The following is a 26,895-nucleotide window of genomic DNA, read 5'->3' on the forward strand; positions in this document are numbered from 1 at the left end:
AGGGACTGCTCCAGTGCGGGCACGAAGTCGCCGGTCGAGCCGGGTTCAATTTCCTGCGAATGGCGTCGTGCTCATGCATGACGCCGCACACGAGGCTGACTCCAGGACGCTATAGCCTCCACCTGTGCCCAACAGCCGCAGCCAGAGCGACGAACCTCACCTCGCAGAAATCCCCCACCATCAAGAGCTTTTGGACGGTACGGATTGGTCTTCCCTCGAGACCCCGTCTGGGACGGGCGAACGCCTGCCGGCGGCGCTGGCACGCCTCCTGGACACCGACCCGGTCGTCAGGGCGGCCGCCATGGTTGACGCGCTCCGGGCGGTGATCCACCAGAACACCATCTACGAAGCCACCGTGCCCGTTGCCCTGTACGTTGCGGCCATCCTCAACCACCCGGCCACCGAAAGGGGCGACTTCGGCCAGGACACCGCCCCGGCATTGCATTACCCCACCCGCGCGGCACTGCTGGAGTGGCTCAGCAACACCGCTTACGACGCCAACGACGAGTGCGTCGCCATCGGCGAACGCATCTGGGGCGACGGCTATCTCGACGAATACCCGGAGATGTGCTCGTTTCGGGACCTGCGCCCGGCGATCTACTCTGCCGTCCACCCGCTCCTCGGTCACGTCACCGCGAATGTACGCGAGGCGGCCCTCGTCGCCGCCATCCCCCTGGTAGAGCATCCTGTCCTTGCTCCACAGCGAGGTGAACTGGCCGACCATGCCCGCTCTCTGCTGACCACCAGCACCGACCGCCGCAAACGCGACCGAGTCCTGGGGGCAATGGAGGCGTGGGGCCACGACATAAGCGGCCTGGAAAACGCCGACGACGTTGCTGCCCGCGAATTCCATGGGCGGCGGATCGCCGAGCACTGGACGGGCGGCTACGTCGAAGACCCGCCGTTTTGACTCGGGTCCCGCAGTGTATCCGGGCGTCACCGCGTCACCCGGAGTGCGCGTACCACAGAGACTGAGCCAGAACCAACTCGGTCCCGCAGTGGTGATGACCTTGAACGGGGTGCCCTTGCCGTCGCAGATCAGACGATGCTCACTGCCCGTCTTCCCGCGGTCGACCGGCGAGCGACGGTCCAGCCCCGGCACCCCGCACTTTCTTCACGCGGATGTGAGAGCTTCCACGCAGGCCCGCGACCAGTCCAACTCGCTGGCAGAGTGCAGTTCAATAAGCAGGATCTGGTGCAGACGCTCGAACACACCCACTTCGTGCCACCGGCCCAGCCGATGCCAACAGGTCTGCCCTGAGCCGAACCCCAGCTCCAGAGGCAGCAGTTGCCAGCTGACGTCGTTGTAGAGCACGTACAAGATGCCCTGCAGGCACAGTTGGTTCTCCAGCGGTATCCGCGCCAGGTGCCTTCTCCGGCCTCGGCGGCAGCAGCGGCTCGATCAGCGCCCACAACCGTCGTCCACGATTCACGGTCGATGACTCACACCCTCCAGAACGGCCGAATCATCAAGCCGGTCACGCCCCGGGGCGGCGTCGTTCAGTGGGTCTGTCCGGCTTGATGACGTGATGGCGAGGGTGGTCAGGGGGCGGGTGGCGTTGCGCGCGTGGTGGGGGAGGGGGCGGCGATACTCCGGTGTCCTGCTATGCGGAGGGCTCCGATGGCGAGGTTTGCGCAGCTGGCCACGGCCCGAGGGGGCCGTCAGATCGGCCGGCGTCCCGGATCGTTCACCGGCGTGCCGGAGAACCGCCCCCGACCCGTTTGCGCACCCGACGCACCAGGTCGTCGGCGGCCTGCGGCCACTGAGGATACTGGAAGTCGAAGCCTGCCTGGGTCAGTCGGCCCGGGACGACGCGGCGGCTCTTCAGCAGCAGTTCGGTGTCGGAACGCAGAGCGAACGCGCCGACCTCGGCCATCCACTTGGTCGCAGGGAGGCCTACCGGCATACCCCACGCGGAGCGCAGAGTGCGCATGAATGCGCGCTGCGGCAAGGGATGGGGAGCCGCCAGGTTCACCGGCCCGGTAATGTCCTCCCGGTCCATCAGGAACTCCACCGCGCGCACGAAGTCGTGTTCGTGGATCCACGACACGTACTGCGCTCCGCCGGCGACCGGGCCGCCGAGACCCAAGCGGGCCAGTCCCAGCAGGACGGCGAAGACCCCGCCGGGGTCCGGGCTCATCATCATGGCCGAGCGCAGGGCGACCTTGCGGGTGGCCGGCGTTTCGGCCTGCTGCTGAGCCTCCTCCCAGGCCTTGGCGATATCGACGCTGTACGCCCAATAGTCCGGCACGCCCGCTTCGGTGCCGCCGATCACGCCGGTGGCCTCGTCGTTGGGGGCGTCGAAGCGGTGCGCGTACACCGTGCCGGTGCTCATCTGCAGCCAGACCCGGGGCGGTCGGGCAGCGCCCGCGATCGCGGCGCCCACGACCCGGGTGGAGTCGACCCGGGAGCCCATCATGTCCTGCAGATTGGCCGCCGTGTATCGGCAACTCACAGTGCGTCCGGCCAGATTGATCACGACATCGCTGCCGTCGACCGCCGCCGCCCACGGCCCCAGGGTCCTACCGTCCCATAGGACCTCGTCCTCGCGCTTGGGATGTCTGGAGAGAATCACGACCTCGTGGCCGGCGGCGTCGAGTGCGCGCTTCAAGACCGCGCCGACCTGTCCGGTCCCCCCAGGAATCACGATCTTCATCGGCTACCCCTCCTTCGTCTCGGGGCGAGCCTAGCCCAAAGAGTTGAACGCGTTCAAAATTGAGAGGTGTGATCCGTGATACCCAGCCGGCCACGCCGGGTGGCGCATGACGCTGGACGTCAGCCGACCTGTCTGATCAGGGCGCGTCGTCCGGGAATCGGCGTGCGGGGCCCTGGGCGGCCCGTTCAGTGGGTGTGTCTGGTTTGATCGCGTGATGGCGAGGGTGGTCAGGTGGCGGGTGGCGTTGCGCGCGTGGTGGCGGAGGGCGGCGGCGATACTCCGGTGTTCTGCCAGGACCTGTCCGGGCGATCACGTGCGGAGCCAGATGACGATGGCTGCGACGGTGACAGCGCCGAGCAAGACGAAGCCGCGCCTGTCGTAGCGGGTGGAGACTGCTCGTGTGTGCTTGAGTGGGTTGACCGCTCGCTCGACGGTGTTGCGCTTCTTGTGCCGCTCTTCGTCGAAGCCGGGTGGTCGTCCGCAGCCTGAGCTTTTGCGTAGGCGGGCGCCCTGGCTATCTGTCTTCTCCGGAACGGCGTGCCGAATTCCTCGCTGTCGCAGGTACTGGCGGCAGAGTCCGTTGCTGTACGCCTCGTCGGCCACGACGCTCTGCGGCTTCTTGCGCGGCCTGCGGCGCCCGTGTCGTGGGACACGGATCTTCTCCAGCACCGGTGTGAACTGCGTGCTGTCGGCCCGCTGCCCCGGCGTGACGACCACGGACAGCAGGCGGTAGCGTCCGTCCGCGCTCAGATGGACAGTGGTGGCGAAGCCACCGCGCGAGCGGCCCAGCCCCTCACCCGATGCACCACTTCCGTACGGGACGGCGCCCCGTCGTACGCCGCATAACATCCGTCAGAAACACGACCGGCACCCCGGACCTCCAGACAGTCAGTGATCAACACGACTGTCGAAGGCTTCCGCTCCCGCCGAACCCCAGGTCAAAGCGCTCTCAAGCCTCCGGGGGCTCAGCGCCGGTTTTCGTTCCGATGTTCCTCGCCCCCCAACTCCGGATCGCCGACGTTGATCAGGCCACCGTTCTGAGCGAGGTGGGACAGCAGGCGGCGCCCCTCGGCGAGCCGAGCCGGGCGGGGGAGGCGGTCCGCCAGGTGCCGTCCGCGGAGTACGCGGCCCTGCGCTCGATGTCCTGCCGCACGCTGTCGCGCCACTTGAAGTGATGCACCGCGTAGTCGTCGTTAGGGGCGCGCACGGCGAGCCTGCACGCGCCTCAGCTCCCGGCGCTCTGACGAGCCGCCCCCGTGCGCCGTTGCCGTCGCCGTCGCGGCTGGGAGATCGTGGGGCCGCATCCGTCGAATCCAGCGGGTAAGGGACAGGAGTGCCTGACATGGCCATCATCGTCACCTTCGACCTCGAGAACACGCCTGCCGCTCAAGAGCTGTACGACACCTGCATCGATCGCGTCACCAACGGCCAGGGCTTCACCTCGGCGGCCGACCTGCCCGTACCAGGACTGCTCGCCCACGTCGCGGGGCCCGTCGGCGGCTGTTGGCGGGTCACCGACGTGTGGGAGTCTCCCGAGTCGTTCGAGGCCTTCGCCAAGATCCTCGGCCCTGTCATGGCAGACCTGGGCTACGGACATCTCCAGCCGGACGTCTCGCCCGCCCATAACGTCGTCCTCCGCTGAGCCGAACGGCCGGGGGAGGGGCGGTCTGCACGCCGCTCCCCCGGCCCGTGCTTCCGGAGCGTCCTCGGTTCGGGTGAGGTGGCGGCCGGTGCCCGTGCCCGGCGGGGAGCCTCGGCTACGGTTGCCCAGCCGGGTGGGCCGTGGGGCCTGGGGGCGGGCGTGGAACTGAAGCGATGGCTGGACCGCCTAATCGGTGCGTTCGAGGCGTGGGCCTAGCTGTACGAGGATTACGCGGCCCACTCAGCCATGGCGGTCGACGCGGAAGCCTGTGCCGCCGCGTTCGACGAACTGACCGGCCGACTGCACGGCACCTACCTGTTCTTCCGCCCCTGCTACGCGGGGCAGACAACCAAGCATCCGCATCGGGCGCCGTCGCCGGAGAACACCGCCGTCTCCTTCGCCGATGGCATCAGCGGACCACCACACCCACGACGCAACCGCGGCCCAGCGTCGTCGTCCGCAACGGCGACAAGCCGCAGCCGGTCGAACACTGTCCCTGCCCATGCGACCACCGTAGGAAACGAAGAGAGCCGCCGGGAATTCCCCATCGCACTGGCGATCAACTGTCCCCAGTGTCATGTACGGAGAGTGGCCTCGCCATCCTGGTCAGGCGAGATCTGTCAGGTCCTCCGCGAACACCTGCGAGAGAGGCTGCGGCCCCACATACTGCTGGCAGTTGCACTGACCGGACTCGTAACGCAGCGGCTTCTTGTTTTCATCCCAGGCCACTGGCACCTCGACGCGCTCGTGGCACTGGCCCTGCTTGTCGTGTTTGGCGAGATGGTGCGTGCATCCGCACACTGGCTCCGGAGACTTGCTCGCTGCTTCGACGGCCAAACGTTCCTGTCTCGCGGCCTCCAGCAACTCCAACTTGCGCTCATGCCGATTACGCAGTGCGGTGCGGACGTTGTCCGCTGCCCACGCGAAGCCACCCGTCCAAAAGACGATGAGAACCCACCAGAACCAGTCCATCCGCTGTCCCCTCCCCCTGTGCTGCTGCGGACCAGCATAGATGGCTCATCGGAAGCGCGTTCGCATTGTCATGGGGGACTCAGACACAGCTTCTGAGACCACGGCCGACGTGCACGTGCCGCAGAGCCGCGCGGGCGCATGCTGTCGGTGGTGCTGGCGCGTGCGTTTGTCACCGGAGCCGAGGTCAGCGGCAGCGAACGTGACGTCACTGCCGGGGGTGTCCCGTCCACCCCCGGCGTCGGATTTCGCCGGGGGAGGGAGGAGCGGTGGCCTACTCGGGTGAGCGGGCGCAGTACGGTGGCGGTGCGGTCGTCGGGTTGAAGGCGTGGAAAGCGCGAGGTCAGGTGATCTGGGGCGTTCAGGCCGTGGTGCAGAACGGTGCGGGGTCTGGGCGGGGGAAAAGCGTCGATGATGCGGCCGAGCGCACTGGTACGGATGTCCTGGGCGCACATGGCGGCGTACTGATATGGGTTCAGGGGATCGACTGCGACGTCCAGGAGAGGTCTGGTCAGCTGCTCCCGCAGGGAAGCGCAGCGTGCGTGCTGTGGCAGTTGCCCCGCGCCGCCACCGAAGACCCCGCCCTGACCACCGCCGGCTGTAGTTAGGCCTCGTACTCTGTGAGGTCGATTCCGTACACGCGCAGGTCGTGGCCCGTGTCCGGGTCTTGCGCAGTGCCCGTCGCACGCATGCCGAGCTTGTCCAGCACGTTCGCGGACGCGGTGTCGCTGGTGCGGCACACGGCGACGACCCGGTCCAGACCGCGGTCCTGGAGTGCGAACTCGAGCGTGGCCTGGGCCGCCTCCGACGCGTAGCCCTGCCCCCAGTACTGGCGCCCGAGCCGCCAGCAGATCGCCACCTGGTCCGCGACGGCGGGCGGGGAGTCGGCGAGGTACAGACCGACCGCTCCAGCCAGCTCCCCGGATGCGAGGAGTTCGACGGCGAAGATCCCGAAACCCTCCTCGTCCCACTCCTCCTCCCAGGCCTCGATGTCCTGGGAGGTCTCCTCAAAGGAGCGCGGCGCACCGTCGCCGACCCACCGCATCACGTCCGGGTCGGCGTGGATCTCGGACATGGGGACGACGTCGTCATCCAGCCAGCGGCGCAGGAGAAGACGGGGAGTGTGGATCTCGGTCATGGTCCCATCTTGCCCTTTACTTCCCTAGGGCTCTCACCACGAGTTCCGGCAGCATGGGGCCGTCCCCGAAGGCCGATGAGGTCCCATCGCTCAAGTCGGGTCAGGCAGGCGCACCGGCCAGGACTTCCACCTGAGACCGTACCCTTCACCTGGGCCGACCGCATTGCCGACCAGTCGGCCGTGGCGGCGGCAGAAGCCGCCAGGCACATCCACTGGTCAGTACAACACCACCGCCGTGAACACGGCCCGCTCGTCGCACGGCGCGGTCCCACCACGTGCGGACGAGCAGCGAACGACGGCAACAGCGGGACGACCAATTCCCAGAGTTCATCAGGAACCAGACGCTTCGACAGGTCAGCGCCCACGACCAGCATCATGCCGCTGTGCCGAGGCTCAGTAATTGTCACCAGCGTAGCCGGATGACGTGGTGAGTGGGATCGGTCGAAGCTGTCTGGTTGGCACAAGCGAGGCAAGCAGCTTGTCACAGACCCTCACGCGGCAGCATTTATGTCACCGGCTACGGGAGTGTGTGTGACAGGCCCGACAGCTCATTGGATCAGGTCGGTGTGCGGATGCTCAGGAGAGGTCGGGCAGACGTAGAGCTGCATATTGTCGGTGCTACCCACTTCCACCTTCGTCGGCTGCGCGGGGTCCTGGCCGGCGCGATGACTGGCGGCGTAGGCGGCGTCCTGGTCTTCGTACGGCGCCCAGCCGCGCCGCAAACCACCGTCCCATTCGAAGGAGGCGATGGTCAGCAACGGGATCATCTGGGCGTCGCAGACAGCGCAGTATCGGCGGTAGGGGTCGGTGCGGCCCCACGGCGGCCAGCCCCCGACCTTCCAGCCCGGAGCGTCAGCGAGATGGCCGTCATAGAACTCCGCCGGATAGTCTGCGTACGAGCTGTCCACGCCCACGCCGGCTGCCTGCCATCGGCTCCAGTCCTCTACCGCCAGCCGCATCTGCGGGCTCAGATCGAGGCTGTTGGGGTATTCGGTGATTTCTTCCGGGGCCAGCAGACACGGCTCCGGCACATAGCCCGGGTAGTTCGCCTCATACGGTTCCGGTGGTGCGGCGAGGATGTCGACGACCGTGGCGGCGGACCGCCAGAACAGTGCGGTCGCGGGCTTGTAATCCGGATCGTGGTCGTAGGGGCACCAGAGAACCTGGAGCAGATCGGCCTGGCCGGGCGGCCGCAACAAGGGTATGTCGCGCAGATACAGCTGGGCCACGGGCAACATCGGCACCGGGCACTCCGCGGGCCACGGAGGGCCGGCGTCGAGTCGCTCCCTCAGTATCGCGGCGTTGCGGTCCTTGATCGCCTCCTCCTCGGGCGTGAACGCGGGACCGTGGGGATCATGGTGCAGCCGGGCCAGCCTGCGCCTATCGAGCCGCACTTGTGCCGGCGACCGGCGGAACCCACTGTCCAGGTGCGCGCCTTCGCAGTGCGGCCACGGCTCCGCAGCTGGCCACAGCAACGGCCCCCCGACCGAACTCTCCCCTGTCGAAGGCGACCCGGGACGAGGATGCAGCCGCATCGCAGGACGCGCCAACGAAGCCAGCTCAGGAAAGACCGCGGTCACGTCCACAGGCCGCGGCGGAGTCGTACGTACGAAAACCATGCGGTGATCCTGCCACCAGCCACCGACAGTCCCCTGCCGCCTCAATCGGCGTCGTTGGCGCCGGTGCTCAGCTGGTCAAGTCCGACGCACGCAGACTGGGCCCCGGTGACAGCAAGCCTGCCTGTGTGACACCTGTCGTGCTTCGGCTCAGCCGCACGAGCATCACACCACATGAGACAACCTCTAAATGATCTTTGACATGCTGGATGACCTGCTTGCTTCGCCGTCACCCGGTGAGGGTGAGGTTGTGCAGGCGGGCGATGCCGAGCGCTGCGTAGTGGACGCCGTCGCGTTTGAGGCGGCAGTCGCGGAGGATCGCCAGCTCTTCATGTGGGCGAAGGCGTGCTCGACGCGTGCGCGGACCTTGCGGTGGGAGGCGTTGTGGTCCTCTTTCCAGGCCGGCAGCCTGGTCTGGCCGCGTGCGCGTCGGTGCGGGATGACCAGGCAGGTGCCGCGGTAGCCGCCGTCCGCGATGACCGTGGTCCCGCAGACTGCGTCCTTCGTGCCGGAAAGCTCCCATGCCTTGCAGCCGTTGCGATTCCCGGGCAGGGGCCGGCCGACGGCGACGACGAATCGGGTGTCGGCGTCATGACGACCTGGTGGTTGGTCGAGTAGCGGTAGTTCTTTGCCTGCTCGGCGATGGTGTGATCGCGAGTGGGGGCCAGGGTGCCGTTTAGTCGGCGACCAGCAGGACCCGGTCCTCCAGTGGCAGGCTCCATGGCCGTCCTTTGCGTACGGGCTCTGCGCCCTGGCGTAGTAACGCGGCGATCAGCCTGCCGGACTGTCGCGGGCTCAGTCCGCTGAACGGGGCCATCCAGGAGGTTCTGACGCCGTGATCACACCAGCCACGGCTGGATCGTCTCAGCCTGATCATGCTCCGGGCCCGCAGCCTCTGGCGGGACATATCTCGGTCGCCCGGACAGATTCGGCATGAGAGCCTCACGCCCGTGGCTACTGAAACCGAGGTGGGAGAGCTGTTGCACCAGCGCGGCTGGCGGACGGCATTCACAGTCGCTGAAAGGGTGAACGCATGGGCTGCTCTGGTGAGCGTCATCGAGCGCGGCTATGGCGACGACATCTACGAGTACACCAACGACCTCTACTGCCGAAACTGGCTGCACGAGGCGTGGCTCCTGCTGGACGACCACGTCGTCCAGCTCTGGACCCCGCAGATCAAAGCTGTGGACGACCGGTACAAGGCCGCGACCATCGACGACGACGGCCGAGCACTCGACCAGTTTCACAGGCTGCCCGACCCCGACCTCTGGTGGTGGCGGCGACACCCCCGCATCCTCACCGGAGGCCTCGGGCGTTCGCTTCGCTCGGCCGGCGCCATCGGCGCCGCCCCAGACACAGCATGACCCTCAGTCTCGCGAGGTTACGGGACCACTTGGCCCGCGCAACAGCGGCGGGCTACTGTACGGACACGCCGCGTTACTCACGGTTCAGATGAGGAGAAGCCTGTGTCATCGCCCTGCGACCCTCAGCACGCTCCCGCCGGCGATGTGGGCGCAGCACTCATGATGATCGACTCTCGGCTCAAAGCCATCTACGACGGCAAGGCCCAGACCGACGCCGAACAACAAGCGCTGACCGACCAGTTCGCCGCGTCCTTGGGTCCCGGCGGCGTCGATGACATGCTGGACGGCGCGTGCACGCTCATCTACATGTTCATGCAGTGGCTGCGGATGGCCTACGAGGATCACGGCAAGGACGTCATCGAGTACGTGGTGCCTAACCTTGTGGCCTCGATGCGCATGATGCCCAGGAGTGTCCGTCCCGAGGCCATCCCCATGATGGCCGGCCTGCTCGTCGCTGCAGGCACCGGCCTGAGCCCCAGCCTGTGGCGCAAGCAGTACGGATACTGGTCAGAGGACGAGATGAATCCCCTGGAAGCCACTGCATTTCTGCTCGCGGAGCACGTCAACCGGCTTACCGACGACCGCGACTTCGCCACTCGCATGATCACCGAAGCCCTGTCCGGTGTGGAGGAAGGATGAGGTGCAGCCTCCCCAGGTGATCAAGGTTCCGTGACGCGGAACATGCGCACTCCGGTTGGCGGCTGCGGTGGCGAGGACTGGGCCAACGATTCAAATGCATGAACGACTCCGCCAGAGGGATCGATCCCTCGGCTGACCCTGCGACGGCAGCGATCGTGCTCGGCTGCGAACCGAACCAGATCGGCCCCTGTGTACGGTGTCGGGGACTCGCAGTGCGGTACGGCAGCAACGCTCAGACGCTCGCCCGGCCTGCCGTGCCAAGGATCAGGCGCCCACCTAGTGGACGATGCGCGTGGCCGCCCCGTCCTCGGGGTTCCCGTACTCCGAGATCAACTGGGCATCGCTCATGCGGTCGACTTCTTCGCTTCGCTCGACGGGGAAGAGTACGTGGGTGTCCTTGTCCGTCCAGTACTCGATGATGCGAAGTGTGTCGGTGGCTCGGCTCATGCTGTGCTCCCTCGCTGCGCGTGGGGTTCACCTTGCATCTGTGCAGGCTGAGGGTCAATGGGAGTAGGGGCTTCCGATTCGGCAATCGGAAGAGTAGGTTCCGCTTACCCCGCGTCGGCGTCCTTGGAGACGCCGGCCCGCCGATCCCGGGGCGGCGGGCCACGCGGGGGCTAGGCTCTGCCCGTCGTGCAGAACACCAGCACGAGCGTCCGTGGCGGGGCCGCCTGGCGGGGGTGGTGGGAGGCGAGGGACTCGGCCGTTCCCGCGGTGGCGTCACCACGAAGGCCCACCTGAGCGCGGGTGGTCTCTGCCGGCCGTTGTTGTTGGTGGTCACGGCCGGGCGGCGTGCGGACACCACCCAGGTCGTCCCGGTGCCCGAAAAGATCCGCGTGCCCCGGCTGGGATCGGGGCGTCCGCGTAAGCGGCCGGACAGCGGCGCCGCGGACAAGGCGTACAGCAACAGTCCCTGCCGCGACTACCTGCGAAGGCGCGGCATCGCGCACACCATTCCCGAGAGGTCAGACTCCCTGGCGGCCCGCTCACGAAGGGGCAGAGGCGGCGGCCGGCCACAGGCTTTGACCTGGAGCGATACAAGATGCGCAACACGGTGGACCGGGCCATCAGCAAACTCAAGCAGTCGCGGGCGGTGGCCACCCGGTACGACAAGCGCAGCTATGCCTTCCTTGGCACCGTCACAGCTGCCGCGCTCGTCGTCTGGCTCAGGATGTGATCGCTAGGATCCGGTCGTCCGGAGCCACCGCAACGTTGCGACGATCTCTTCGCCGAAGCCCTTGCACAACACAAGCAACTCGCGACCGGCGTCGGAGTCGAATAGTCCTCCATGGGGGAGCGAGCGGAGGGCGTCGTGGCAGGCAGACTCGATGGCAGAGTTCCGAGCGGCTAGATAGCCCTGGCCACTGACCTTGTCCGCCAGGTCGGCAAGGTACTGGTGGTGGGATTGCTCCCACGGGTGGGAGTAGAGCGAGCCCTCGACGAGACCGTCGAGGTGGTTCGCCAGGCCGGATGTGGTTTCGACTACGCGCTCGACCTCGACTGAGCGAGGGCTGTCGAGCCACGCACCGAAGGTCAGCAGGCTGTCGATGGTCTCCAACTGGACGAGTTCGATCGTGTCCGGGTCTACTTCGGATGCGAACAGTTGGGCCGTGCGCAGCTCGGCGACGGCCTGCAGGTATGCCCGATCCGCCGCTTCACTGGGAGCCTTCGCTGCCAGGCGAAACAGAGACTCCAGTACGGATGGGTCGATACCCCACGCTTCGTCCAGTTCGAACGCGAGCAGCGGCGCACGCCATGGCCACAGGGCCAATGCAGCGGCCTGACGCCGCTGGTCTGGCGACAGGGCCGCCAACCGCTCGTTTCGCACGCCCTGCGTCTGCCCTTCCGATCCGCCTTCTCTGCCTACCCGCTCCCTCATCAGGCAGTGTAGGAGCCTCCGACGGATTGCATGATCGGCAGGGCAGTGCCTGGTACTCCAGTGCGACTTCGTGATCTGGCTAGGCGTCGAGGTAGTGGTAATTCCCATCCGGGAGGCCGATCACCAGGCCGCCGTTGTGGACCCTCCACTCGCTCATGCCGTCGACGTCGTGGCTGACCAGAAACAGCCCCCGGGGCCTCTCGTCGTACTCGTCATCCTGGTAGGAGGCCGGGATCTGGGCGATCTGACGCAACCTCTCCTCGAACCAGTCGAGGGACACCGCGCGGATGTCGCCCCCGTAGAAGGCCCACCTGACGTCGTTGTACTGCCGAGCGGGGAAGGCCCAGCCCCCGCTGTAGGTGCGCTCCGGATCGTCTGCTTCCACGATCTCCTTGATCCGGGCCAGCTGTCCGTCGTCACACTGCAGCCAGCCCCTGACCGAGACCATGGTTCCCACGGCGGATGCTCCTCATTCGTGTGGCGCCCGCTGTCCTGGCGCACGGTTCCAATGCGCTTGCACGCTAGGGGTGATCTGCTCGGTCGCGCAAAGGGATTGACAGGTGGATCAGCCGCCTCGGGCGAGAGCGCGCCATCCCCATCCGATCGGCCCTCGCGATTTTGCGCTGGGCCCGGGTGAGTATGAGAACGGCCGACGCGTGATCATCAGAGGTTGTGTGGACTCCTGAAGATCGTGCGATGGCCCCGGGCCACAGCATGGACGCGGCCGGCTGGCAGGCGATGTTCGACCAGGCCATAGCCTGCATCGTGGGCCGGTTTCGCCGAGTGGCACCGCGGGCGACGGCACGGACGTTCATCCTCGGACTATTGCCCGGCGTCGAAGGCAAGAACTGCTGGCAGCTGGCCGAAGTGGCTGGCCATGCCCGCCCCGGCGCGATGCAGAGGCCGCTGCGAAGCGCACGCTGGGACGCCGACAGGGTGCGCGACGAGGTCGGCTCCTACTTACTGGACCACCTCGGCGGGGACGGCGTGTTGATCGTGGACGAGACGGGGTTCATGAAGAAGGGCCTGCGTTCGGCTGGCGTGCAACTGCAGTACACCGCCACCGCCGGTCGAATCGAAAATGCCCAGGTCGGGTAGGTCGGAGAGGTGTTCGTCGGGGCGGGGGTTGTAGATGGTGCGGGCCAGGAACAGTCCGAGCGGGGTGCTCAGCGCCTGAGAGACCGGGGTGTCGGTGTCCAGTGAAGCGGTGACCCGTCTCCAGCGGGTTGCAGCCTGGGCGCCAGGACCTCCGGCGTCGCGCTCCGGACAGGCGGCCGCTTCCATGGGATCCAGCGGGAGGAGACGGATGCCCGCAGCTCGGTTGAGGAGCATGGTCACCCCTGCTGGTGTGGTCAGGGCGCTTCGGTACTCGGCGGTGCGGCTGGAGAGCACCAGTGGGCTGCCAGTCCGGCAGCGCCAGGTTGATGGCGTGCAGGGTCCCGGCCCGCAGGTCTTCGGGGAGTTCGTCCGGGCCGTCGAGGGTGGGCAGGACCAGCCGCTGCGCCAGCAGGAGCACGCGCTTGGGTGTCGGCGCCGGCCTGTGCGGGATCGTCGAGGGCGGGAGCCCTCAGGGCGGGGTGGTCTTGGGCGAACTCGTCTGCCATCCCCGTGTACAGGTCCTGCCGGGCCGGGTCCCAGGAGGCCAAGGCGAAGAGGACCGGGACGGCGCCGCCGGGCGGGCGGTGTTCGAGCACGTCCAGCAGCAGCGCCCGGTCAGCGTAAGGCCCGTCTCGATTCTGTCGGCAACCTCGGTGCCCTGTGCCCCCGTCGGCCGGAGCACGAACGTCAGAGCGATCTGCCCGTGGACGAACACGATCCACAGAGTCCGCCACCGGCGGTCCACCGGCCGCCAAAGAGACCGCCGCGCTCCGCAGTGCCTCCGCCAGGAGTGGTCAACCCGTGACGTCCACGGCGCCGCCCCGCAACCGCAGTGGCCGAAAATATGTCTCTCAACGCGTGCCGAAAGCGCCGAAACGAGTGGGATCTCGGTCGGCACAGCGGATCTGGGGGGAACGAAATGAACGCATGGGCGGTGCCCGGATACACCGAGTCGCTGGAGCTCGGATCCGGGGCGAGCGGACGGGTCGTACTGGCCGTGCACGAGGAGACCGGCCTTCCGGTCGCGGTGAAGTACCTCAGCGAGTCACTGCGCACCCGGCCGGGATTCGTACACGAGTTCAGAGCCGAGGCGCGGCTGCTCGGCGGGCTGGAAAGCCCGTACGTCGCCGGGCTGTACGAGTACGTCGAGAGCCCGGACGGCGCCGCCATCGTGATGGAGTTGGTGGACGGTGTCTCCCTGCGGGCCGTGCTGGCCGGGCGGGGTCCGCTGGATCCCGAGGCCGCGCTCGTGATCCTCAAGGGTTCGCTGCTCGGCCTGGCCGACGCGCACCGCATTGGCGTCGTCCACCGCGACTACAAGCCGGAAAACGTCCTGGTCGTGCCGGACGGTTCGTCCAAGCTCGTCGACTTCGGGATCGCGGTCGATACCGGCACCAGCGTCGGCGTCGCGGGAACCCCCTCCTACATGGCCCCGGAACAGTGGACCGGCGCGCCCGCCTCTCCCACCGCCGACGTGTACGCGGCCACGGCCACGTTCTTCGAGTGCCTGACGGGCCACAAACCGTACTCGGGTGACAACATCGCCGAACTCGCGCTGCGGCACGTCGACGCGCCCGTCCCCGCCGACGAGGTCCCCGAGCCGGTGCGCGCACTGGTGCGGCGCGGCTTGGCCAAGGACCCGGATGAGCGGCCCACGCACGCCGAGGCGTTCGTCTCGGAACTGGAGGCGGCCGCCGGCGCCGCCTATGGGCCCGACTGGGAGGAACGCGGCCGGGGACGGCTCGCAGCGCTGGTCGCACTGCTGCCGCTGCTGCTGCCGTCAGCGCGCAAAGCCCCGCAGAGCACGACGGATACCGCACGCACGGTCCTGGCCCAGGCAGCGGGCCACGGCCCGGCTCGGTCGTGGCTCCCGGGCCGGGCGGGGATGCTGGTGTCGGCGGCCGCCGTGCTCCTGGGCATCCTCCTGACCTACGCCGCCCAGCACGCCCAGGCAGCGGATCCGCAGCCGACGGCGGAGGCCCTCGCCACCACCAGCGCCCAGCCCGGCGCGACGTCACAGGGGCCCACCGCATCGACCTCGCCGGCCCACGTGTCTCCGTCCCCGACCGCCACCGTGTCCCCGAGCCTGTCCCCTTCGGGCCCACCGTCTCCGGACACCACCGGCACCAGCGACCCTTCGACGTCCACCACCATGACGGCATCCGGGGACACGACGTCCGGCGGGGCAACCACCGACGCGACACCGACAACCGCATCCCCCACCGCGCCGGCAGCTCCCGCCGTCAAGGACGTCGCCGTATCGGCGTTCCGGCAAACGGGTCCGTCCACCGCCTCGGCAACCGTCGACATCACCACGGACGGCACCGGGCCGATCTCCATCACCGTCTCGTGGTTCACCAGTGATTCCGCAGGAGTGCTCAGCATCCCGGACGGTGCGCCCCAGACCTTCGAACGCAGCGGCGCCACCCAGTACTCGCTCGCCGTCGACCACACCTTCCAGAACAAGGGGTGCTACTGGGCGGTGCAGGCCACGACGACCCCGGCCGCCGCCAACGGCGGCGCCTCGCAGCAGCTTCTGACCAGGCAGTGTGACCTCCGATGACCGCTCAGAACGACCGCACCCCGGCACCTGCCGACGACTGCGAGTCCACCCGCGTGCTGGACCCCGTTGACGAGTCCACCCGCGTGCTGGACCCCGCCGACGAGCCCACCCGCCTGCTGGACCCCGCCGACGAGCCCACCCACGTGCTGGACCCCAGCGACGAACACGCCCCCATAACCCGCCCAGCCCCCACCACCGAACACCCCCCGGCCCACGAAAACGGCACGAACGGCGCCGAGTACAGCGCCACCGTGCTGGCCAGCCACTGGATCCAGCAAGGCCCGGCACGCGGTCGAGTGCGGCATCAATCGCCTCAAGAGACATCGAGCCGTGGCCACCAGGTACGACTGACTCGCGGTCCGCTACAAGGCCACCGTCCTCGTTGCCGCCATCAACGAGTGGTTGTGACGTACTGGTCCGACGACAACTCGAACACCCGGACTCGCCGACCGCCGGTGGGATTGACGGTCTCACGGACCGGATGCATCCCCAGTTTGGTCATGATCCGTTCGGAGGCGCCGTTGCCCACTTGAGTGATGCTGACGATCCGCTGCAGCCCTCGCTCTTCGAACCCGAACCGTACAGCGGCCGCAGCGGCCTCGGTGGCCAAGCCCTGCCCCCAGTGGGAACGTCCCAGGCGCCAGCCGACCTCAACCGCCGGCAGTACCTCCGGCAAGAAGTCGGGCACGGAAAGGCCGGTGAACCCGGCCAGCTCGCCAGTGGACCGGATCTCCACGGCGAACAGGCCGAAGCCCTGTGACTCCCACTCGCTCTCCCATGCCTGGATCCCGCCGCGAGTCTGCTGTTCGTCACGGACGCTGCCGTCACGGATCCACCGCATGACCTCGGGGTCGGCATTGATGGCAGCCATGGGCGCAACGTCTTCCTCGCGCCAGCGACGCAGGATCAAACGGGGAGTCTCAAGCGTGACCATCCAATCATTCTGGATCACAAAGCGGGCTCTCCGCCATCGTCACCAGGCACTTTCGATACACGCCCTAGTTCGGAAATGCTTGCGTTCGTTGCTCGCTCCTCCGGCCAGATACAGCCCAGCTCGGCCGGATGGAGGAGATCCGCGACAACCTCATTGCCCGCATCGCCGAGGCCGAGCGCGAGAACTGGCTGGGAGAGGTTGAAGGGCTCCGTGTCAGCCTGGCCGGAGCGGAAGGCAAACTCGCGCAGATCACCAGACGCGCAGCCATTGCGATGGTCGCCCCCCGATGCCGACACTCCGCAAGGGGCCGTGAGCATGCCCGGCATGACGGCGCCAGCACCAACGGGACGAAGCGTTCCCGTTTCGCTATGCGCAGGACGACAGCCGGCGTGCGGCCTACTCCCATGGCTGAGGCTCGACCTGGTCGTCCCTGTCGAAGGCGTCCTCCTCGAACCAGCCCGTCCCTGCGAGCCATGTCTCCAGCCACGCTGCGAGGCTGGCGGAGTCGACGAACCAACACTGCTCCCACGATCCGCCGCTACACGGGTTCGGCTCGAAGAGCAGGACCTGACCGTCCTCACTGAGACAATCAACGCCTGCATACATGGCACAGCCCCAGGTCAGCATCGGTACGACGCCTTTGGCCACTCCGGGTGCTCCACTCCAATGGACGCCTCGCGTCGCGTCAGGTATTCGCTGACGAGGCTGGAGCCCGGACCAGCCGCGTGACCCGAGGTCGCAGGACCTCTTGACCGGTTGCGGAGTCTGATTGCGCGGCGCCCCCCTTGAGCTTGCGCAGTCGGGCTGTGCGACCGGTGCGCACAGGGGTGAAGCTGGTGTGATCGGCCCGACCATGACCCCGACCACGCCGGTTAGGTGTGGTGTCTCGGGACCTTGGTTACACGAAGTCCTCGAAGGTGAGCTGCTGCGGGATGTCCGCGAGTGGTTCGGGCGGCTGGTCGAGGACGATCCGGTAGTCGCTCCCGGCGGTCCGGCCGATGGGCGGTTGGCCGCCGAGCGCTGCGTGCGGCCGTTCGTGGTTGTAGTAGTTCACGAACTCTGCGAGTGCGACGCGGCGTTCATGCTCGGTTGTGCAGTCGCGGACGTACGCCCACTCGCGGGTGAGCGTCCCGGCATACCTCTCCACCTTCCCGTTCGTGCGCGGCGTGTACGGCCTGGTCCGCTTGTACTTCGTACCGGTCGCGGCGAGGACGTCAGCTCAGGTCGTAGACCGGTAGCAGGCCCCGTTGTCGGTGAGGCAGCGGCGGATCGGTGTGATGCCGTGGACGGCGGAGAAGGAAACGGCCCGGTGCCAGAAGGCGGCCGCGGTGACGGCCTTCTCATCGTCTAGGGCCTCGGTGTAGGCGAGTCGGGAGTGGTCGTCGAGCGCCGAATGCAGGTATCGTATCCGACCTTGTTGGTGCCGGGACCGGTGCGTTCGGAGCCGCGGGCGGACTCGGTGCCGACGCCGTGCATCCGCCAGCCGCCGCCGGTCGGGATGCGTCCGAGCTTCTTGATGTCGACGTGGACCAGGTCGCCGACCGGTCGTGCTCGTAGCGGATGACCTCGCGCAGTTGTTTCGCCGGTCGGTGGATCGAGGTCCCGGAGCCGGCCCACGTCCTCGCCTCACCAGGATGCGGTGGACGGTCGCCGGCGCGTGTGACGCCGTGCAGCCGCCGTAGGTCGGCGGCGACCCGGGCTGGTCCGTGCTTGGTCTGCCGCCGCAGCACCTCCACCAGGTCAGCGGTGTCCTCGGGGGTGCGGGCGGGGTTGGTGGCGGGGCGGGAGGGTGGTCGAGCAGGCCGGTCTCGCCGTGCGCGCGCCAGCGGGCGTACCCCTTGGCCAGGCAGCGGCGTGAGATTCCCGCTTCCGCAGCGACGTGTGCGATCGGACGTCCGGCATCGACCCGCAGGCACAAGCGCAGACGTCCTTCGGGGGTCAGCGGTGCGTTCCGATGTCCCCTGTTGGTGGCGCTCCTGAACGCGGCGGCCGCGTTCACCGGGAGCCCTGGGATCTCGGGGCTCCCGCGTGAGCGGCTGTGCGTGGCGTCAGCGTGCGAACTTTTCGATGGCCTTCGGGGCGACGGGGGTGAAGAAGTTGACGAGGTTGCCGTCGGGGTCGCGGAACAACAGCGACCGGTTGCCCCAGGGCATCGTGGTGGGCTCGTTGACGAAGTCGGTGACGAAGCCGGTCAGGTTCTGGTGAACGCGGTCCACGTCGTCGACGAGGAACTCGGTGATCACACTGTGGTTGTCCGCCGGGCGGGCAGAGCCCGGGGCGAACAGCGGGACGGTGCGGGTGCTGGCGATCGCGAGGGTTGCGCCCGCGGTCCTGAGTTCGGCGAAGTCCTCGGTGGCCCGTATCGCCTGCATCCCTGTGGCTCGCTCGTAGAACTCGACAAGGCGTGCGACGTCGCTGGTGATGATGCGGATCGAGACGAAGTCCATGGGAATCTCCTTGGCTGTGCTGGAGGCGTGCACGTCGCAGGCTAGGAGAAATAGTGGACAGAATCGGTCCTGTATTCGCGTTAGGCTGCGAACATGCCTCGACCCACCGGCCGCGTGCTGACACTCCTGGAGCTACTGCAGTCGGGCGGCACCCGGACTGTGGCCGAGCTCGCCGACCGTCTCGGCGTCGAAGGGCGCACTGTGCGGCGGTATGTGGACCAGCTGATCGACCTGGATGTGCCCGTGGAGTCGGTGCGCGGCCGCTACGGCGGGTACCGGCTGGCTCCCGGGTACCGCTTGCCTCCGCTCATGCTCAGCGACGACGAGGCGCTGGCCGTGCTGCTCGGCCTGGCCGCCGGCCGCCGGGCAGGGTTGACGACGACGGAGCGCACGGCAAGCGAGACGGCATCGGCGAAGATCCGGCGGGTGCTGCCCAAGCACATCGCCCGCCGGCTCGACACACTCCTGGCAGCTGTCGCCTTCACGGATCAGCCCGGCGAGTTCGACACTCCGGACGCTGGGGTCCTGCTCACGATCGCCGATGCGGTGCGCCACCACCGACCGGTCTCGATCCGCTACACCGACCGCGACGGACGGCGCAGCGAACGCACACTGCACGCGTACGGGATCGTCGCCCATGCGGGCCGGTGGTACGTCACGGGCAAGGACGCCCAGATCGGCGAGGACCGAACCTTCCGGCTCGATCGCATCGCAGACGCACGGACCCTGCCCGGCTCATTCGAAGCTCCAGTGGGTCCCGCTCCGGCACAGCGCGTGTTGTCAGGGTTCGCCACGGCCGAGTACCGGCATGAGGTGACGTTGCGGATCCACGGGACAGTTGAGCAGATCCGCGCCCACCTTCCGGCCAGCGTCGCGAGCCTGGAGCAGCACAAGTCCGTGGCCGACGAGGGCCGGGCGACCGAGCGCTGGCTTCGCGTCGAGGTGCGGGCGGAGAGGCTCGAGTGGTTGCCTCCGGTACTCGCCGCACTCGACCGGCCGTTCGTCATCGAGCGCCCCGATGAACTGCGCGACCTCGTCATCGCGCTCGCCGATCGCCTCACGTCCTATGCCCGCCGAGCCTGACAGTGAGGAGCCAGTGTCATGAGACGGCACAGTCAAGGCGTGCCGTTTGGGCCATCTGATCGTGGGTTGGGGTGTGGCCTTGACTGACGTGTAGGGGGTGTAGTTGGGGGCGGGGGGTGCTGCCTCCTCAGGCCACTGCTGGTTCTCGGTGAATGTGCAGGTCGTCATCGACGTCGGCGCCCGCCTGGTGGTGGCGTCAGCCCGGCCGGCCCCCGGGAACAGGGCAGAGGCACGTGTCTGGCGCGGGTACCTGCCTGCTATGGCGGCGGGCGCGGCGGTGGTCGCGGACGGCACTTGCATCGGCACCGGACTGGTCGTCGGGTATCGCAGAGGAGTCGGACGTCGCCTCCTGCGCGGCCAGGAGGAGGACGATGCCGAACACCGGTGCGTGCGGGCCCGCGTCGAGCACAGCTTCGCCGGGATGAAGATCTGGAAGGCTCTCCGTGGCTGCTGTCAAAGGGGCGATGGCCTCCACCACGCCGTCCAGGCTGTCGCCAGCATGCACAGCCTTGCTCTGGCAGGGTGAGCCAGCAGGCTGGTGGCCCCCAGGCATGCCCGCCGCCAAGTGTTCTGCAGCATCCTTTGCAGGCTGCCCGGTGAGCCTTGTGGGCTTGGGCAGGGTTCCTCGTTCCGTGCGCCGGGTGTGAGGTCGGCGATGCATCCTGGGCGGGCTGGGATTAGATTCTTGGCGTGTCTTCACATCTCAGTCGCGGTGCTTCGGGAGCCATCCGGCGTTTCGCTGGATGGGTTGCCCGTGGCTCAGTGGGCTACCCGATGCTGGAGGGGATCGACTACTGGGAGGTGTTGCGTGAGTTGCCTTCCCAGATGGAAATCTGCTTCGCCGTCTTCGCTAACGTCCTTGAACTGGACGAGCGGGGAGAGCCGGTCAACGAGAAGCACGCCGAGCGCCGGGCTGCAGCGTGGCTCTACGGATACTGCACCGGGAAGTTGCCCCCAGGGGAGCCGGACATCGAGCCGTGGAGATGCGAACTTCATTGAGTCTTCGCCATCTTCGAACGTGCAGGTCGTAGGCTCTGGCGTGGCGCTTGCTCCGGATACTCATGCTGATTTCGGGCGGAAGTCTGCGGCCTTGATCATCCGTCATGTCATCGGTCGAGACTGTCACATTTAGTCATTGAACCCAGCCCAGCCAGCCGGGTTGTTAATGTCAAACAGCCGCTCGCGGCGGCGCGGCCCGAAAGGCACATCAGCCCCCAGCGTCATCTCCCGGTCCGGTACGCTCTCGCGGCCCACGGCCGGCGACGGCGTCCGCGAGGGTCGCAGCCAGGTCTCCGTTGTATGTAGCGTGCGGACATGACAAGAAGCGAGCGGCTCGCAGAGCAGTTGGACTGGCACTGGCGCACGAACCTGCGGCCGCGGCTGGACGGCCTTACCGATGAGGAGTACTTCTGGGAGCCGGTGCGCGGCTGCTGGAGCATCCGCCCACGTGGCACGTCGGCCGCACCGATGTCGGCAGGTTCGGGGGAATGGACGATGGACTCCGCGTCCCCTGCCCCGGTGCCGGCGCCAGTGACCACGATTGCCTGGCGGCTGGCACACATCATCGTCTCGTGCCTGGGCTATCGGGCCGGATGGTACTTCGGCGGCCAGGACGTCGACTCCGAGACATTCGCCTACGCGGGAACCGCTAACGAGGCGCTGAAACAGCTCGATGAGATGTACGGGAGATGGAACGCGGGGGTCCGCGAACTCTCGGACGCTGACCTGGACAATCCGCCCACGGTGGGTCCCGAGCGGTTTCCCATGGAGAACAGGGTCCTGCACGTCAACAGGGAGCTGATCCATCACGGCGCCGAGATTTCCCTGCTGCGCGACCTCTACCGCTGGCAGGACGGAACCGTACCGCACTGAATCTGACTTTCCGGTAATCGGCGATCGAGCTTCGGAAACCTACGTGGACTCCGTGACGCTCCGTGGCTGCGAGCTTCAGTGAAGCTGCGCCCTCTTGAAGTAGCTGGTCAGGGTGGTGGCGTGAGGGTCGTTCCGGATGGTCATGCCGGTGTTGGGCGGAGGTCTCGGGTGTAGATCATCTGTTGTCAACGGGCTCCTTCGAGGTTCGTCAGGACGAACAGGGCGCGCAGCAGGCCGGTCGCGTGGGCGGGATCGGTGCGGAGCTTGGTGAGGATCCGCCAGTTCTCAGGACGTACGCCACGCTCATAGTGGGGCCCCTGGACGGATTGCTGCTGGACATAACGGACCTGTCCACTGGCCCGACCAGCCGTAAACGCCAGGCCGCTGTCATCGCCGTCGATGGCGCCAGTGCTGATGGACTTTCAGATCTACTTCCCGATGCGCTGGAGCATGGCTGAGGATGCTTCCGCCTTCGCGGCTAACCTTGCGCAGTCCGTGGGACTGGTCTGCTTCGACCCTCAGCTGAACAAGCTCAGGCCTTGACGGTCTTGGTCAGTCCGCCACCAGCACCGAAGGTCACGACGTATAAGCTCCATGGATGGCAGCCGCACAACTACCCCCGGGGTGGACTCTTCAGCAGATCCGCGACGTATCTGGGGACCGAGAAGCTGTCGCCCTGAATCCGAACCGGGCGGTGAAGTGGGTCGCCTTCGTGGGAGCCCACGAGGTGCTGCATCCAGAAATCGTTCTCGGGTTCCACAGTCTGTGCCTCGTGAAGCCTGTCGATGACGACGACTGGTACATGGGCAGCCTCTACGACGACGGCAGCATCGACTGTTGGGCAGCCTACGACGATCTGTACGAGGCGCTACGTGGTCTGTAGCGGCATGCGAGCGTAGAACGTCAGACGGCGACGGCTTCCTGAATCCCGCATACCTCGCAAGTTACTGGCCGAACTGCAGAATCTGCCAGTAAGCCGGAGAAGTTGACACGCACGGGTGTCAAGCAGTGAGAAGGCGCTCACCTGCTCACTTGCACTGTTCCCCGCGCGGAGGGCCTCGCCGAACCCGAGTGAACTCCAATTGGCAACGTCGCTGCGCCGCACCTGCTTCACCTCGCGGCGGCGCCTCTTCCTCGGGCGCGGCATCACCCGCTTCAGACGCCGGGCAGCCGGTCGGGGCGATGCGGGTAGCGGGGGCCGGGACGCTGCGGGCGGAAGAACGGCGCCCGGTCGCGGCAGACGACCTCAACGCCCGGCCGGTCGGCGAGCCAGGCCGCCAGGCTGGACGCCTCCCGGTCAGGCAGCGGGTCGACGGGGCGGCGGCTCTCGATGTCGACGAGGACGGTGCCGTAGTGACGGCCCTTGCGGGTGGCGTACTCGTCGACGCCGACCACCCGCGGCGCGGAGACCTCGGGATCGGGGAGTGCGTCGACCAGCCGGAGCACCGTGCTGCGGCTGACCGGTACCCCGAGAACGCGGGCGATGCGGGCTCCGGCCCGGCCCGCGAGGGCCAGACCGACCGCGGCCAGGGTGGAGCGCAACCGCTCGGTCCGCTGACCGTGCCGGCGTGTCAGACCAGGTATCTGCTCGACGAAGGAACGACGCGCACACCCAGAGTTCCCGCAGATGAACCGACGGACCCTCAGCTGGAGAGCAATGCTTCGGCCACCGCTCGGCACATCAGCGGGAAACCGCAGGCAGGAACCATGAACCAGGTTCGACCAGACTCCGCAGACCGGGCGCACGGCGCCGTCCGCGATGCATTGCGCATCAACGCGCGCTATCTCGATGTCCACGTCCACCGACAGCACCGCGATGTCCGCGATCGACGGGAACAACAACTTGTTCAGCCGGAGCACGACCTCTTCCACAGCCCCGCACTGTCAGCCCGACCGTCTTGCCCACGGACCATTTTCGGGCGACTTCACGTACGACTCGAAGAAGGCTTGGCTGTTACTCAGAGTGGCCGCGCCACAGAAGTTGAGCCAACGCCGCCTGCCGCGTATGAAGCCACCGCCCCGTGGCTCACCCCAGCACCAACAGCACCGCCAGAGCGACGAGGAGGGAGTCGATCCGGTCGAGGATGCCGCCGGAGCCGGGCAGCCACCGGCCGGCGTCCTTGGCGTGGGCGCCCCGCTTGACCATCGACTCCAGCAGGTCCCCGAGCGGGCCGCCGACCGCCACAGCCACCGCCGTCTGCCACGTCAGGGAGGACAGGACGGCCAGCGTGAGGAGACCGGCCACGGCCCCGGCCAGCGTGCCGCTCCACCGCTTGGCAGGCGACAGCGGGGAGAGCCGGGGGCCGCCGAGACGGCGACCCGCCGCGTACGCGACGATGTCGGCGATCGACACGGCCACGAACAGGACGAGGCCGAGGGCACCGGACGATACGAGGCCGGCCAGGGCGCCCAGCCACACGAGCCCCAGTAGGCCCGCCCCCAGGCGGCGGAGCCCGTGCTCCACATCGCCCGAGAGCAACGGCACCCCGGCAATCGCAAGCGCCCCGGCTGCCGCCGCCCGGAGCACCTCCCCGGGGGCCAGCCAGGCGGTGAGGACGAGTCCGACAATCGCCGCGCCCAGCACCGCCCGGTCCACCGGACCCAGGAGGAGCAGCCCGCCGAACTCCGCCACCGCGACCACACCGACCACGGCCGCGAGCACCGCGATCCCCGGTGGACCGAGCCAGAACGCGGCGGTCACCAGGGGCACTCCGAGCGCCCACACGCACCAGCGGACCATCAGCTCACGGCGGCGGGTCGCCGCCACCGCGACGCCTCCGACCGCCAGTGCCCCGCCGAGGTACGGCACGAGAGCGGCGACCGTCGTCACCGGGAGACCCGTCCCGGCGCGCCCGACACCACTGCGGCCGGCGTGCGCAGCGCGTCCAGGGCGCTCTGGCACGCCGCCACGATCCGTGCGTTCTCCGCCGTGTCGCGGACGGCGATCCGGACGGTCCGCCCCTCGTACGCCGGGGACATCGGCGACAGGTCACGCAGGAACACGTCGTGCCGCCGGCATTCGCGCACCAGCCGCGCCGCGCTCGGTCCGTCCGGCGGCAGGGTCACCGTGAGGAAGTTCGCCACCCCCTCGTCGACCGAGGAGAACCCGTCCAACTCCTCGAGGTCGTACGCCAGTTGCCGACGCAGCACAGGGGTGCGGGCCCAGCGCTCCGCGTAGTAGGCAGGGTCGCGCAGCGCCGTCACGGCAGCCAGCTGGGCCGGCAGGCTCACGGGCCACGGCGGCGTCCAGCGCCGCAGCTCCCCGGCCGTCTCCGGACCGGCCACCAGGTACGCGGCCCGCATCCCCGACAACGCGTACATCTTCGACAGCGAGGTGCAGACCACGACCCGGGCGTCGACCGAGGCGAGCCCGGCAAGCGAGTCCGCCGGATCGACATACCCCAGGTACGCCTCGTCGATCCACCACCGGGTCCGCACGGGCGAGGCCTCGATCACCGCGCGCAGCGCGTGGGCCGGGGCGTGGCGGCCGGTCGGGTTGTTCGGGTTGACCACGACCACGAGGTCGTACCGTCCGTCACCGGTCGTGGCGGCGAGCCGGACCGGGTCGAGCAGCCAGCCGTCCTCCCGGCGCAGCTGGAGCCGGTCGACCCGGCAGCCGATCACACGCTCGGTGACATGAGCGTACTCCCCATAGCCCGGATCGAGCAGGAGCACCCGGCTCCCCGGCGTCAGCCACCGGCCGAACGCACGGAAGATGAGATCGGACGAGCCCGCCCCGACGACCAGCGACTCCACCGGCAACCCGCGGACCCGGGCGATCTCCGCGAGCAGTCCCTCCGCGCCCGTCGGCGGCGAGGTCCGGGCCGCCCACCCCGGATCCTCCGAGAGGACCGCGCGGACCCCTGGGGACGGCGGGAACCAGGCGTCCAGCACATCCGCCGCGACCACCTCGTGACGGCGAGTCAGGGTCCGGAAGTCGGTGCCGATCGCCGAGAAGAACGCCCCGCCGTGCTCACAGCCGTCCGCACGCGGCGCGAAGGGCACGTCGAGCTGCCAGTCGAGGCCCGTCCGCAGCCGCTCCAGGATCCGGCCGTGGCGCTCCGCGACCGTCCTCGTCAGCTCGGCCACGGAGCCGCTGAGGACCTCGAACGAGACCGCGCCCGAGCGGACCGTGCGCCCCACCGGCCGCAGGCCGGCGGCGAGGTACATGTCGAGCAGCTCCGTGCGTCCCATCGCCACCACCCGGCGGCCGCCCCGCGCCGCGACCCAGCGCAGCGCCGCGTACATGAGGAGTGGCGCCGCCGCGGTGGACCGCCAGTGCTCCTCGACGGTCAGCACGCGGATCTCGAACGGCGCCTCCTCGGTCAGGACCGGCAGCTCCTCGCGCGTCAGGTACTTGTCGAGGGAGTAGCGGCCGACCCACGGCGGGGTGAGGCTGACGAAGCCGATCCGCGTCTCGCCGCGCGCGGCCACGAGATAGACGTTGTCGCCGTCGAGTCCGTCACTCAGCCTTCCCGACGGATCCACCGGATGCTGGCCGAGCTCCTCCGCGTACACGCGGTGGCGCAGTTCGTGGATCCAGTCGTGATCCCGAGGCGTGGCAGTGCGCAGCTGCAGGGCGTGGTCCATGCGTATGTCCCTCTGAGACGGTCCGGCGTTCGCGCCCCAGCATGGAGGAGTCCGGCAGACGGCACCTGAGTACGCGTACTCAGCCGGACAGCGGAGGAGTTGGAATCGGTCCAGGCCAGGGCCGAGTCCATGGGCAGATGCCGAACCACCGGCGCTGGCCGTGCCCCGGCACAGATGTTCGGCCGCGCTGGCTTCCAACTCCTCCGGAAGCGAGTCCTGTTGTCGTGACGGACGGTGATGGCGTCACAGAAGTTGTGCCAGAGCCGGTTCTCGTGAACAAAGCCAGACGGGGAAGCGCACCCTACGGTCCGCTCTCGCTCACTACTTTCATCCCTCGGCAGAGGCGATCGCTGAAGTCACCAGCCTGCTCGCGCCCGATGGCAGTAGGTGCTTGTGTCGGCGCT

The 26,895-nt window shown here is 68.1% G+C and carries 27 protein-coding genes and 4 pseudogenes; 13 read left to right on the forward strand and 18 right to left on the reverse strand.

What is annotated here, in order from left to right; genetic code table 11:
- Positions 1–124: 124 nt before the first annotated feature.
- Complete coding sequence (locus ACFYZZ_RS10095; RefSeq protein WP_389173410.1) at positions 125–910, forward strand: hypothetical protein; 786 nt, start codon at positions 125–127, stop codon at positions 908–910.
- 204 nt (positions 911–1,114) lie between these two features.
- Here the strand turns inward: ACFYZZ_RS10095 and ACFYZZ_RS10100 are convergent, their stop codons facing one another.
- From ACFYZZ_RS10100 to ACFYZZ_RS10115, 4 genes are all read right to left on the reverse strand, one after another.
- Positions 1,115–1,366: a transposase gene (locus ACFYZZ_RS10100; RefSeq protein ID WP_389173710.1), complete on the reverse strand. Its 252-nt coding sequence runs from the start codon at positions 1,364–1,366 to the stop codon at positions 1,115–1,117.
- A 322-nt stretch (positions 1,367–1,688) separates the two neighbouring features.
- Positions 1,689–2,657: a TIGR01777 family oxidoreductase gene (locus ACFYZZ_RS10105; protein ID WP_389173412.1), complete on the reverse strand. Its 969-nt coding sequence runs from the start codon at positions 2,655–2,657 to the stop codon at positions 1,689–1,691.
- Between the two features lie 309 nt (positions 2,658–2,966).
- Positions 2,967–3,506, reverse strand: coding sequence for an IS5 family transposase (locus ACFYZZ_RS10110; RefSeq protein ID WP_389173413.1), 540 nt, complete (start codon positions 3,504–3,506; stop codon positions 2,967–2,969).
- 175 nt (positions 3,507–3,681) lie between these two features.
- A complete protein-coding gene (locus tag ACFYZZ_RS10115) occupies positions 3,682–3,864 on the reverse strand; it encodes a hypothetical protein (RefSeq protein ID WP_389173415.1) in 183 nt (60 codons plus the stop codon).
- 135 nt (positions 3,865–3,999) lie between these two features.
- Between ACFYZZ_RS10115 and ACFYZZ_RS10120 the strand changes: the two genes are divergently transcribed.
- A complete protein-coding gene (locus tag ACFYZZ_RS10120) occupies positions 4,000–4,299 on the forward strand; it encodes a hypothetical protein (protein ID WP_389173416.1) in 300 nt (99 codons plus the stop codon).
- A gap of 606 nt (positions 4,300–4,905) precedes the next feature.
- Here the strand turns inward: ACFYZZ_RS10120 and ACFYZZ_RS10125 are convergent.
- The gene (locus ACFYZZ_RS10125) at positions 4,906–5,271 is read right to left on the reverse strand and encodes a hypothetical protein (protein ID WP_389173417.1); all 366 of its coding nucleotides are present in this window, start codon (positions 5,269–5,271) and stop codon (positions 4,906–4,908) included.
- A gap of 266 nt (positions 5,272–5,537) precedes the next feature.
- On the opposite strand from ACFYZZ_RS10125, the gene ACFYZZ_RS10130 reads away from it, so the two are divergent.
- Positions 5,538–5,876, forward strand: a complete 339-nt coding sequence (locus ACFYZZ_RS10130) for a hypothetical protein (RefSeq protein ID WP_389173419.1) — start codon at positions 5,538–5,540, stop codon at positions 5,874–5,876.
- On the opposite strand, the gene ACFYZZ_RS10135 is transcribed toward ACFYZZ_RS10130, so the two are convergent.
- The 3 genes and pseudogenes from ACFYZZ_RS10135 to ACFYZZ_RS10145 form a co-directional block, all read right to left on the reverse strand.
- Entirely contained in the window at positions 5,873–6,406 is a 534-nt protein-coding gene (locus ACFYZZ_RS10135) for a GNAT family N-acetyltransferase (RefSeq protein ID WP_389173421.1), read from the reverse strand. The two genes, ACFYZZ_RS10130 and ACFYZZ_RS10135, sit on opposite strands and share 4 nt — an antisense overlap.
- Before the next feature lie 548 nt (positions 6,407–6,954).
- On the reverse strand, positions 6,955–8,025 hold the full coding sequence (locus tag ACFYZZ_RS10140) for a hypothetical protein (RefSeq protein WP_389173423.1): 1,071 nt from the start codon (positions 8,023–8,025) through the stop codon (positions 6,955–6,957).
- Between the two features lie 226 nt (positions 8,026–8,251).
- A pseudogene (locus ACFYZZ_RS10145) lies at positions 8,252–8,874 on the reverse strand (transposase).
- Positions 8,875–8,972: 98 nt separating this feature from the next.
- On the opposite strand from ACFYZZ_RS10145, the gene ACFYZZ_RS10150 reads away from it, so the two are divergent.
- Positions 8,973–9,386 carry a hypothetical protein gene (locus ACFYZZ_RS10150; protein ID WP_389173425.1) on the forward strand — a complete coding sequence of 138 codons (414 nt, stop codon included), beginning with the start codon at positions 8,973–8,975 and terminating at the stop codon, positions 9,384–9,386.
- A gap of 102 nt (positions 9,387–9,488) precedes the next feature.
- A complete protein-coding gene (locus ACFYZZ_RS10155) occupies positions 9,489–10,025 on the forward strand; it encodes a hypothetical protein (protein ID WP_389173427.1) in 537 nt (178 codons plus the stop codon).
- Positions 10,026–10,301: 276 nt separating this feature from the next.
- Here the strand turns inward: ACFYZZ_RS10155 and ACFYZZ_RS10160 are convergent, their stop codons facing one another.
- Positions 10,302–10,472: a hypothetical protein gene (locus ACFYZZ_RS10160; protein ID WP_386577207.1), complete on the reverse strand. Its 171-nt coding sequence runs from the start codon at positions 10,470–10,472 to the stop codon at positions 10,302–10,304.
- Between the two features lie 595 nt (positions 10,473–11,067).
- On the opposite strand from ACFYZZ_RS10160, the gene ACFYZZ_RS10165 reads away from it, so the two are divergent.
- Positions 11,068–11,202 carry a hypothetical protein gene (locus ACFYZZ_RS10165; RefSeq protein WP_389173428.1) on the forward strand — a complete coding sequence of 45 codons (135 nt, stop codon included), beginning with the start codon at positions 11,068–11,070 and terminating at the stop codon, positions 11,200–11,202.
- A 3-nt stretch (positions 11,203–11,205) separates the two neighbouring features.
- On the opposite strand, the gene ACFYZZ_RS10170 is transcribed toward ACFYZZ_RS10165, so the two are convergent.
- Together ACFYZZ_RS10170 and ACFYZZ_RS10175 are read right to left on the reverse strand one after the other, a co-directional pair.
- Positions 11,206–11,853 carry a hypothetical protein gene (locus ACFYZZ_RS10170; protein ID WP_389173430.1) on the reverse strand — a complete coding sequence of 216 codons (648 nt, stop codon included), beginning with the start codon at positions 11,851–11,853 and terminating at the stop codon, positions 11,206–11,208.
- 130 nt (positions 11,854–11,983) lie between these two features.
- The gene (locus ACFYZZ_RS10175) at positions 11,984–12,352 is read right to left on the reverse strand and encodes a hypothetical protein (RefSeq protein ID WP_389173712.1); all 369 of its coding nucleotides are present in this window, start codon (positions 12,350–12,352) and stop codon (positions 11,984–11,986) included.
- A gap of 248 nt (positions 12,353–12,600) precedes the next feature.
- Between ACFYZZ_RS10175 and ACFYZZ_RS10180 the strand changes: the two genes are divergently transcribed.
- Both ACFYZZ_RS10180 and ACFYZZ_RS10185 read left to right on the forward strand, forming a co-directional pair.
- Positions 12,601–13,002 carry a transposase gene (locus ACFYZZ_RS10180; protein ID WP_389173431.1) on the forward strand — a complete coding sequence of 134 codons (402 nt, stop codon included), beginning with the start codon at positions 12,601–12,603 and terminating at the stop codon, positions 13,000–13,002.
- Positions 13,003–13,921: 919 nt separating this feature from the next.
- On the forward strand, positions 13,922–15,565 hold the full coding sequence (locus ACFYZZ_RS10185) for a serine/threonine-protein kinase (protein WP_389173433.1): 1,644 nt from the start codon (positions 13,922–13,924) through the stop codon (positions 15,563–15,565).
- A gap of 391 nt (positions 15,566–15,956) precedes the next feature.
- Here the strand turns inward: ACFYZZ_RS10185 and ACFYZZ_RS10190 are convergent, their stop codons facing one another.
- The 4 genes and pseudogenes from ACFYZZ_RS10190 to ACFYZZ_RS10205 all read right to left on the reverse strand — a co-directional run bounded on the left by ACFYZZ_RS10190 (position 15,957) and on the right by ACFYZZ_RS10205 (position 18,946).
- Positions 15,957–16,499 (reverse strand): GNAT family N-acetyltransferase, encoded by a 543-nt coding sequence (locus tag ACFYZZ_RS10190; protein WP_389173435.1) that lies wholly within the window; start codon positions 16,497–16,499, stop codon positions 15,957–15,959.
- A 396-nt stretch (positions 16,500–16,895) separates the two neighbouring features.
- Positions 16,896–17,218: pseudogene (locus ACFYZZ_RS10195) on the reverse strand (SMI1/KNR4 family protein); the annotation flags it as partial.
- A gap of 179 nt (positions 17,219–17,397) precedes the next feature.
- Positions 17,398–18,498, reverse strand: a pseudogene (locus tag ACFYZZ_RS10200) (IS481 family transposase).
- A gap of 49 nt (positions 18,499–18,547) precedes the next feature.
- Positions 18,548–18,946, reverse strand: a complete 399-nt coding sequence (locus ACFYZZ_RS10205; protein ID WP_389173437.1) for a VOC family protein — start codon at positions 18,944–18,946, stop codon at positions 18,548–18,550.
- 93 nt (positions 18,947–19,039) lie between these two features.
- On the opposite strand from ACFYZZ_RS10205, the gene ACFYZZ_RS10210 reads away from it, so the two are divergent.
- The 5 genes and pseudogenes from ACFYZZ_RS10210 to ACFYZZ_RS10230 all read left to right on the forward strand — a co-directional run bounded on the left by ACFYZZ_RS10210 (position 19,040) and on the right by ACFYZZ_RS10230 (position 22,784).
- Positions 19,040–20,029 carry a helix-turn-helix transcriptional regulator gene (locus ACFYZZ_RS10210; RefSeq protein WP_389173439.1) on the forward strand — a complete coding sequence of 330 codons (990 nt, stop codon included), beginning with the start codon at positions 19,040–19,042 and terminating at the stop codon, positions 20,027–20,029.
- A gap of 118 nt (positions 20,030–20,147) precedes the next feature.
- Positions 20,148–20,555, forward strand: a pseudogene (locus ACFYZZ_RS10215) (IS5/IS1182 family transposase); the annotation flags it as partial.
- Positions 20,556–20,803: 248 nt separating this feature from the next.
- Entirely contained in the window at positions 20,804–21,028 is a 225-nt protein-coding gene (locus ACFYZZ_RS10220) for a hypothetical protein (protein WP_389173441.1), read from the forward strand.
- Between the two features lie 315 nt (positions 21,029–21,343).
- Positions 21,344–21,901 carry a DinB family protein gene (locus ACFYZZ_RS10225; RefSeq protein WP_389173443.1) on the forward strand — a complete coding sequence of 186 codons (558 nt, stop codon included), beginning with the start codon at positions 21,344–21,346 and terminating at the stop codon, positions 21,899–21,901.
- A 598-nt stretch (positions 21,902–22,499) separates the two neighbouring features.
- Positions 22,500–22,784 carry a hypothetical protein gene (locus ACFYZZ_RS10230; RefSeq protein WP_389173445.1) on the forward strand — a complete coding sequence of 95 codons (285 nt, stop codon included), beginning with the start codon at positions 22,500–22,502 and terminating at the stop codon, positions 22,782–22,784.
- Between the two features lie 272 nt (positions 22,785–23,056).
- Here the strand turns inward: ACFYZZ_RS10230 and ACFYZZ_RS10235 are convergent, their stop codons facing one another.
- The 3 genes from ACFYZZ_RS10235 to ACFYZZ_RS10245 all read right to left on the reverse strand — a co-directional run bounded on the left by ACFYZZ_RS10235 (position 23,057) and on the right by ACFYZZ_RS10245 (position 26,491).
- Positions 23,057–23,773 (reverse strand): transposase, encoded by a 717-nt coding sequence (locus ACFYZZ_RS10235; protein ID WP_389173446.1) that lies wholly within the window; start codon positions 23,771–23,773, stop codon positions 23,057–23,059.
- A gap of 154 nt (positions 23,774–23,927) precedes the next feature.
- Positions 23,928–24,731: a phosphatidate cytidylyltransferase gene (locus ACFYZZ_RS10240; RefSeq protein ID WP_389173448.1), complete on the reverse strand. Its 804-nt coding sequence runs from the start codon at positions 24,729–24,731 to the stop codon at positions 23,928–23,930.
- Positions 24,728–26,491: an aminotransferase class I/II-fold pyridoxal phosphate-dependent enzyme gene (locus ACFYZZ_RS10245; protein ID WP_389173450.1), complete on the reverse strand. Its 1,764-nt coding sequence runs from the start codon at positions 26,489–26,491 to the stop codon at positions 24,728–24,730. The genes ACFYZZ_RS10240 and ACFYZZ_RS10245 overlap by 4 nt, the downstream gene beginning before the upstream one ends.
- Positions 26,492–26,895 lie beyond the last annotated feature (404 nt).

The organism is Streptomyces sp. NPDC001816 (assembly GCF_042892235.1).
Classification (GTDB): Bacteria; Actinomycetota; Actinomycetes; order Streptomycetales; family Streptomycetaceae; genus Streptomyces.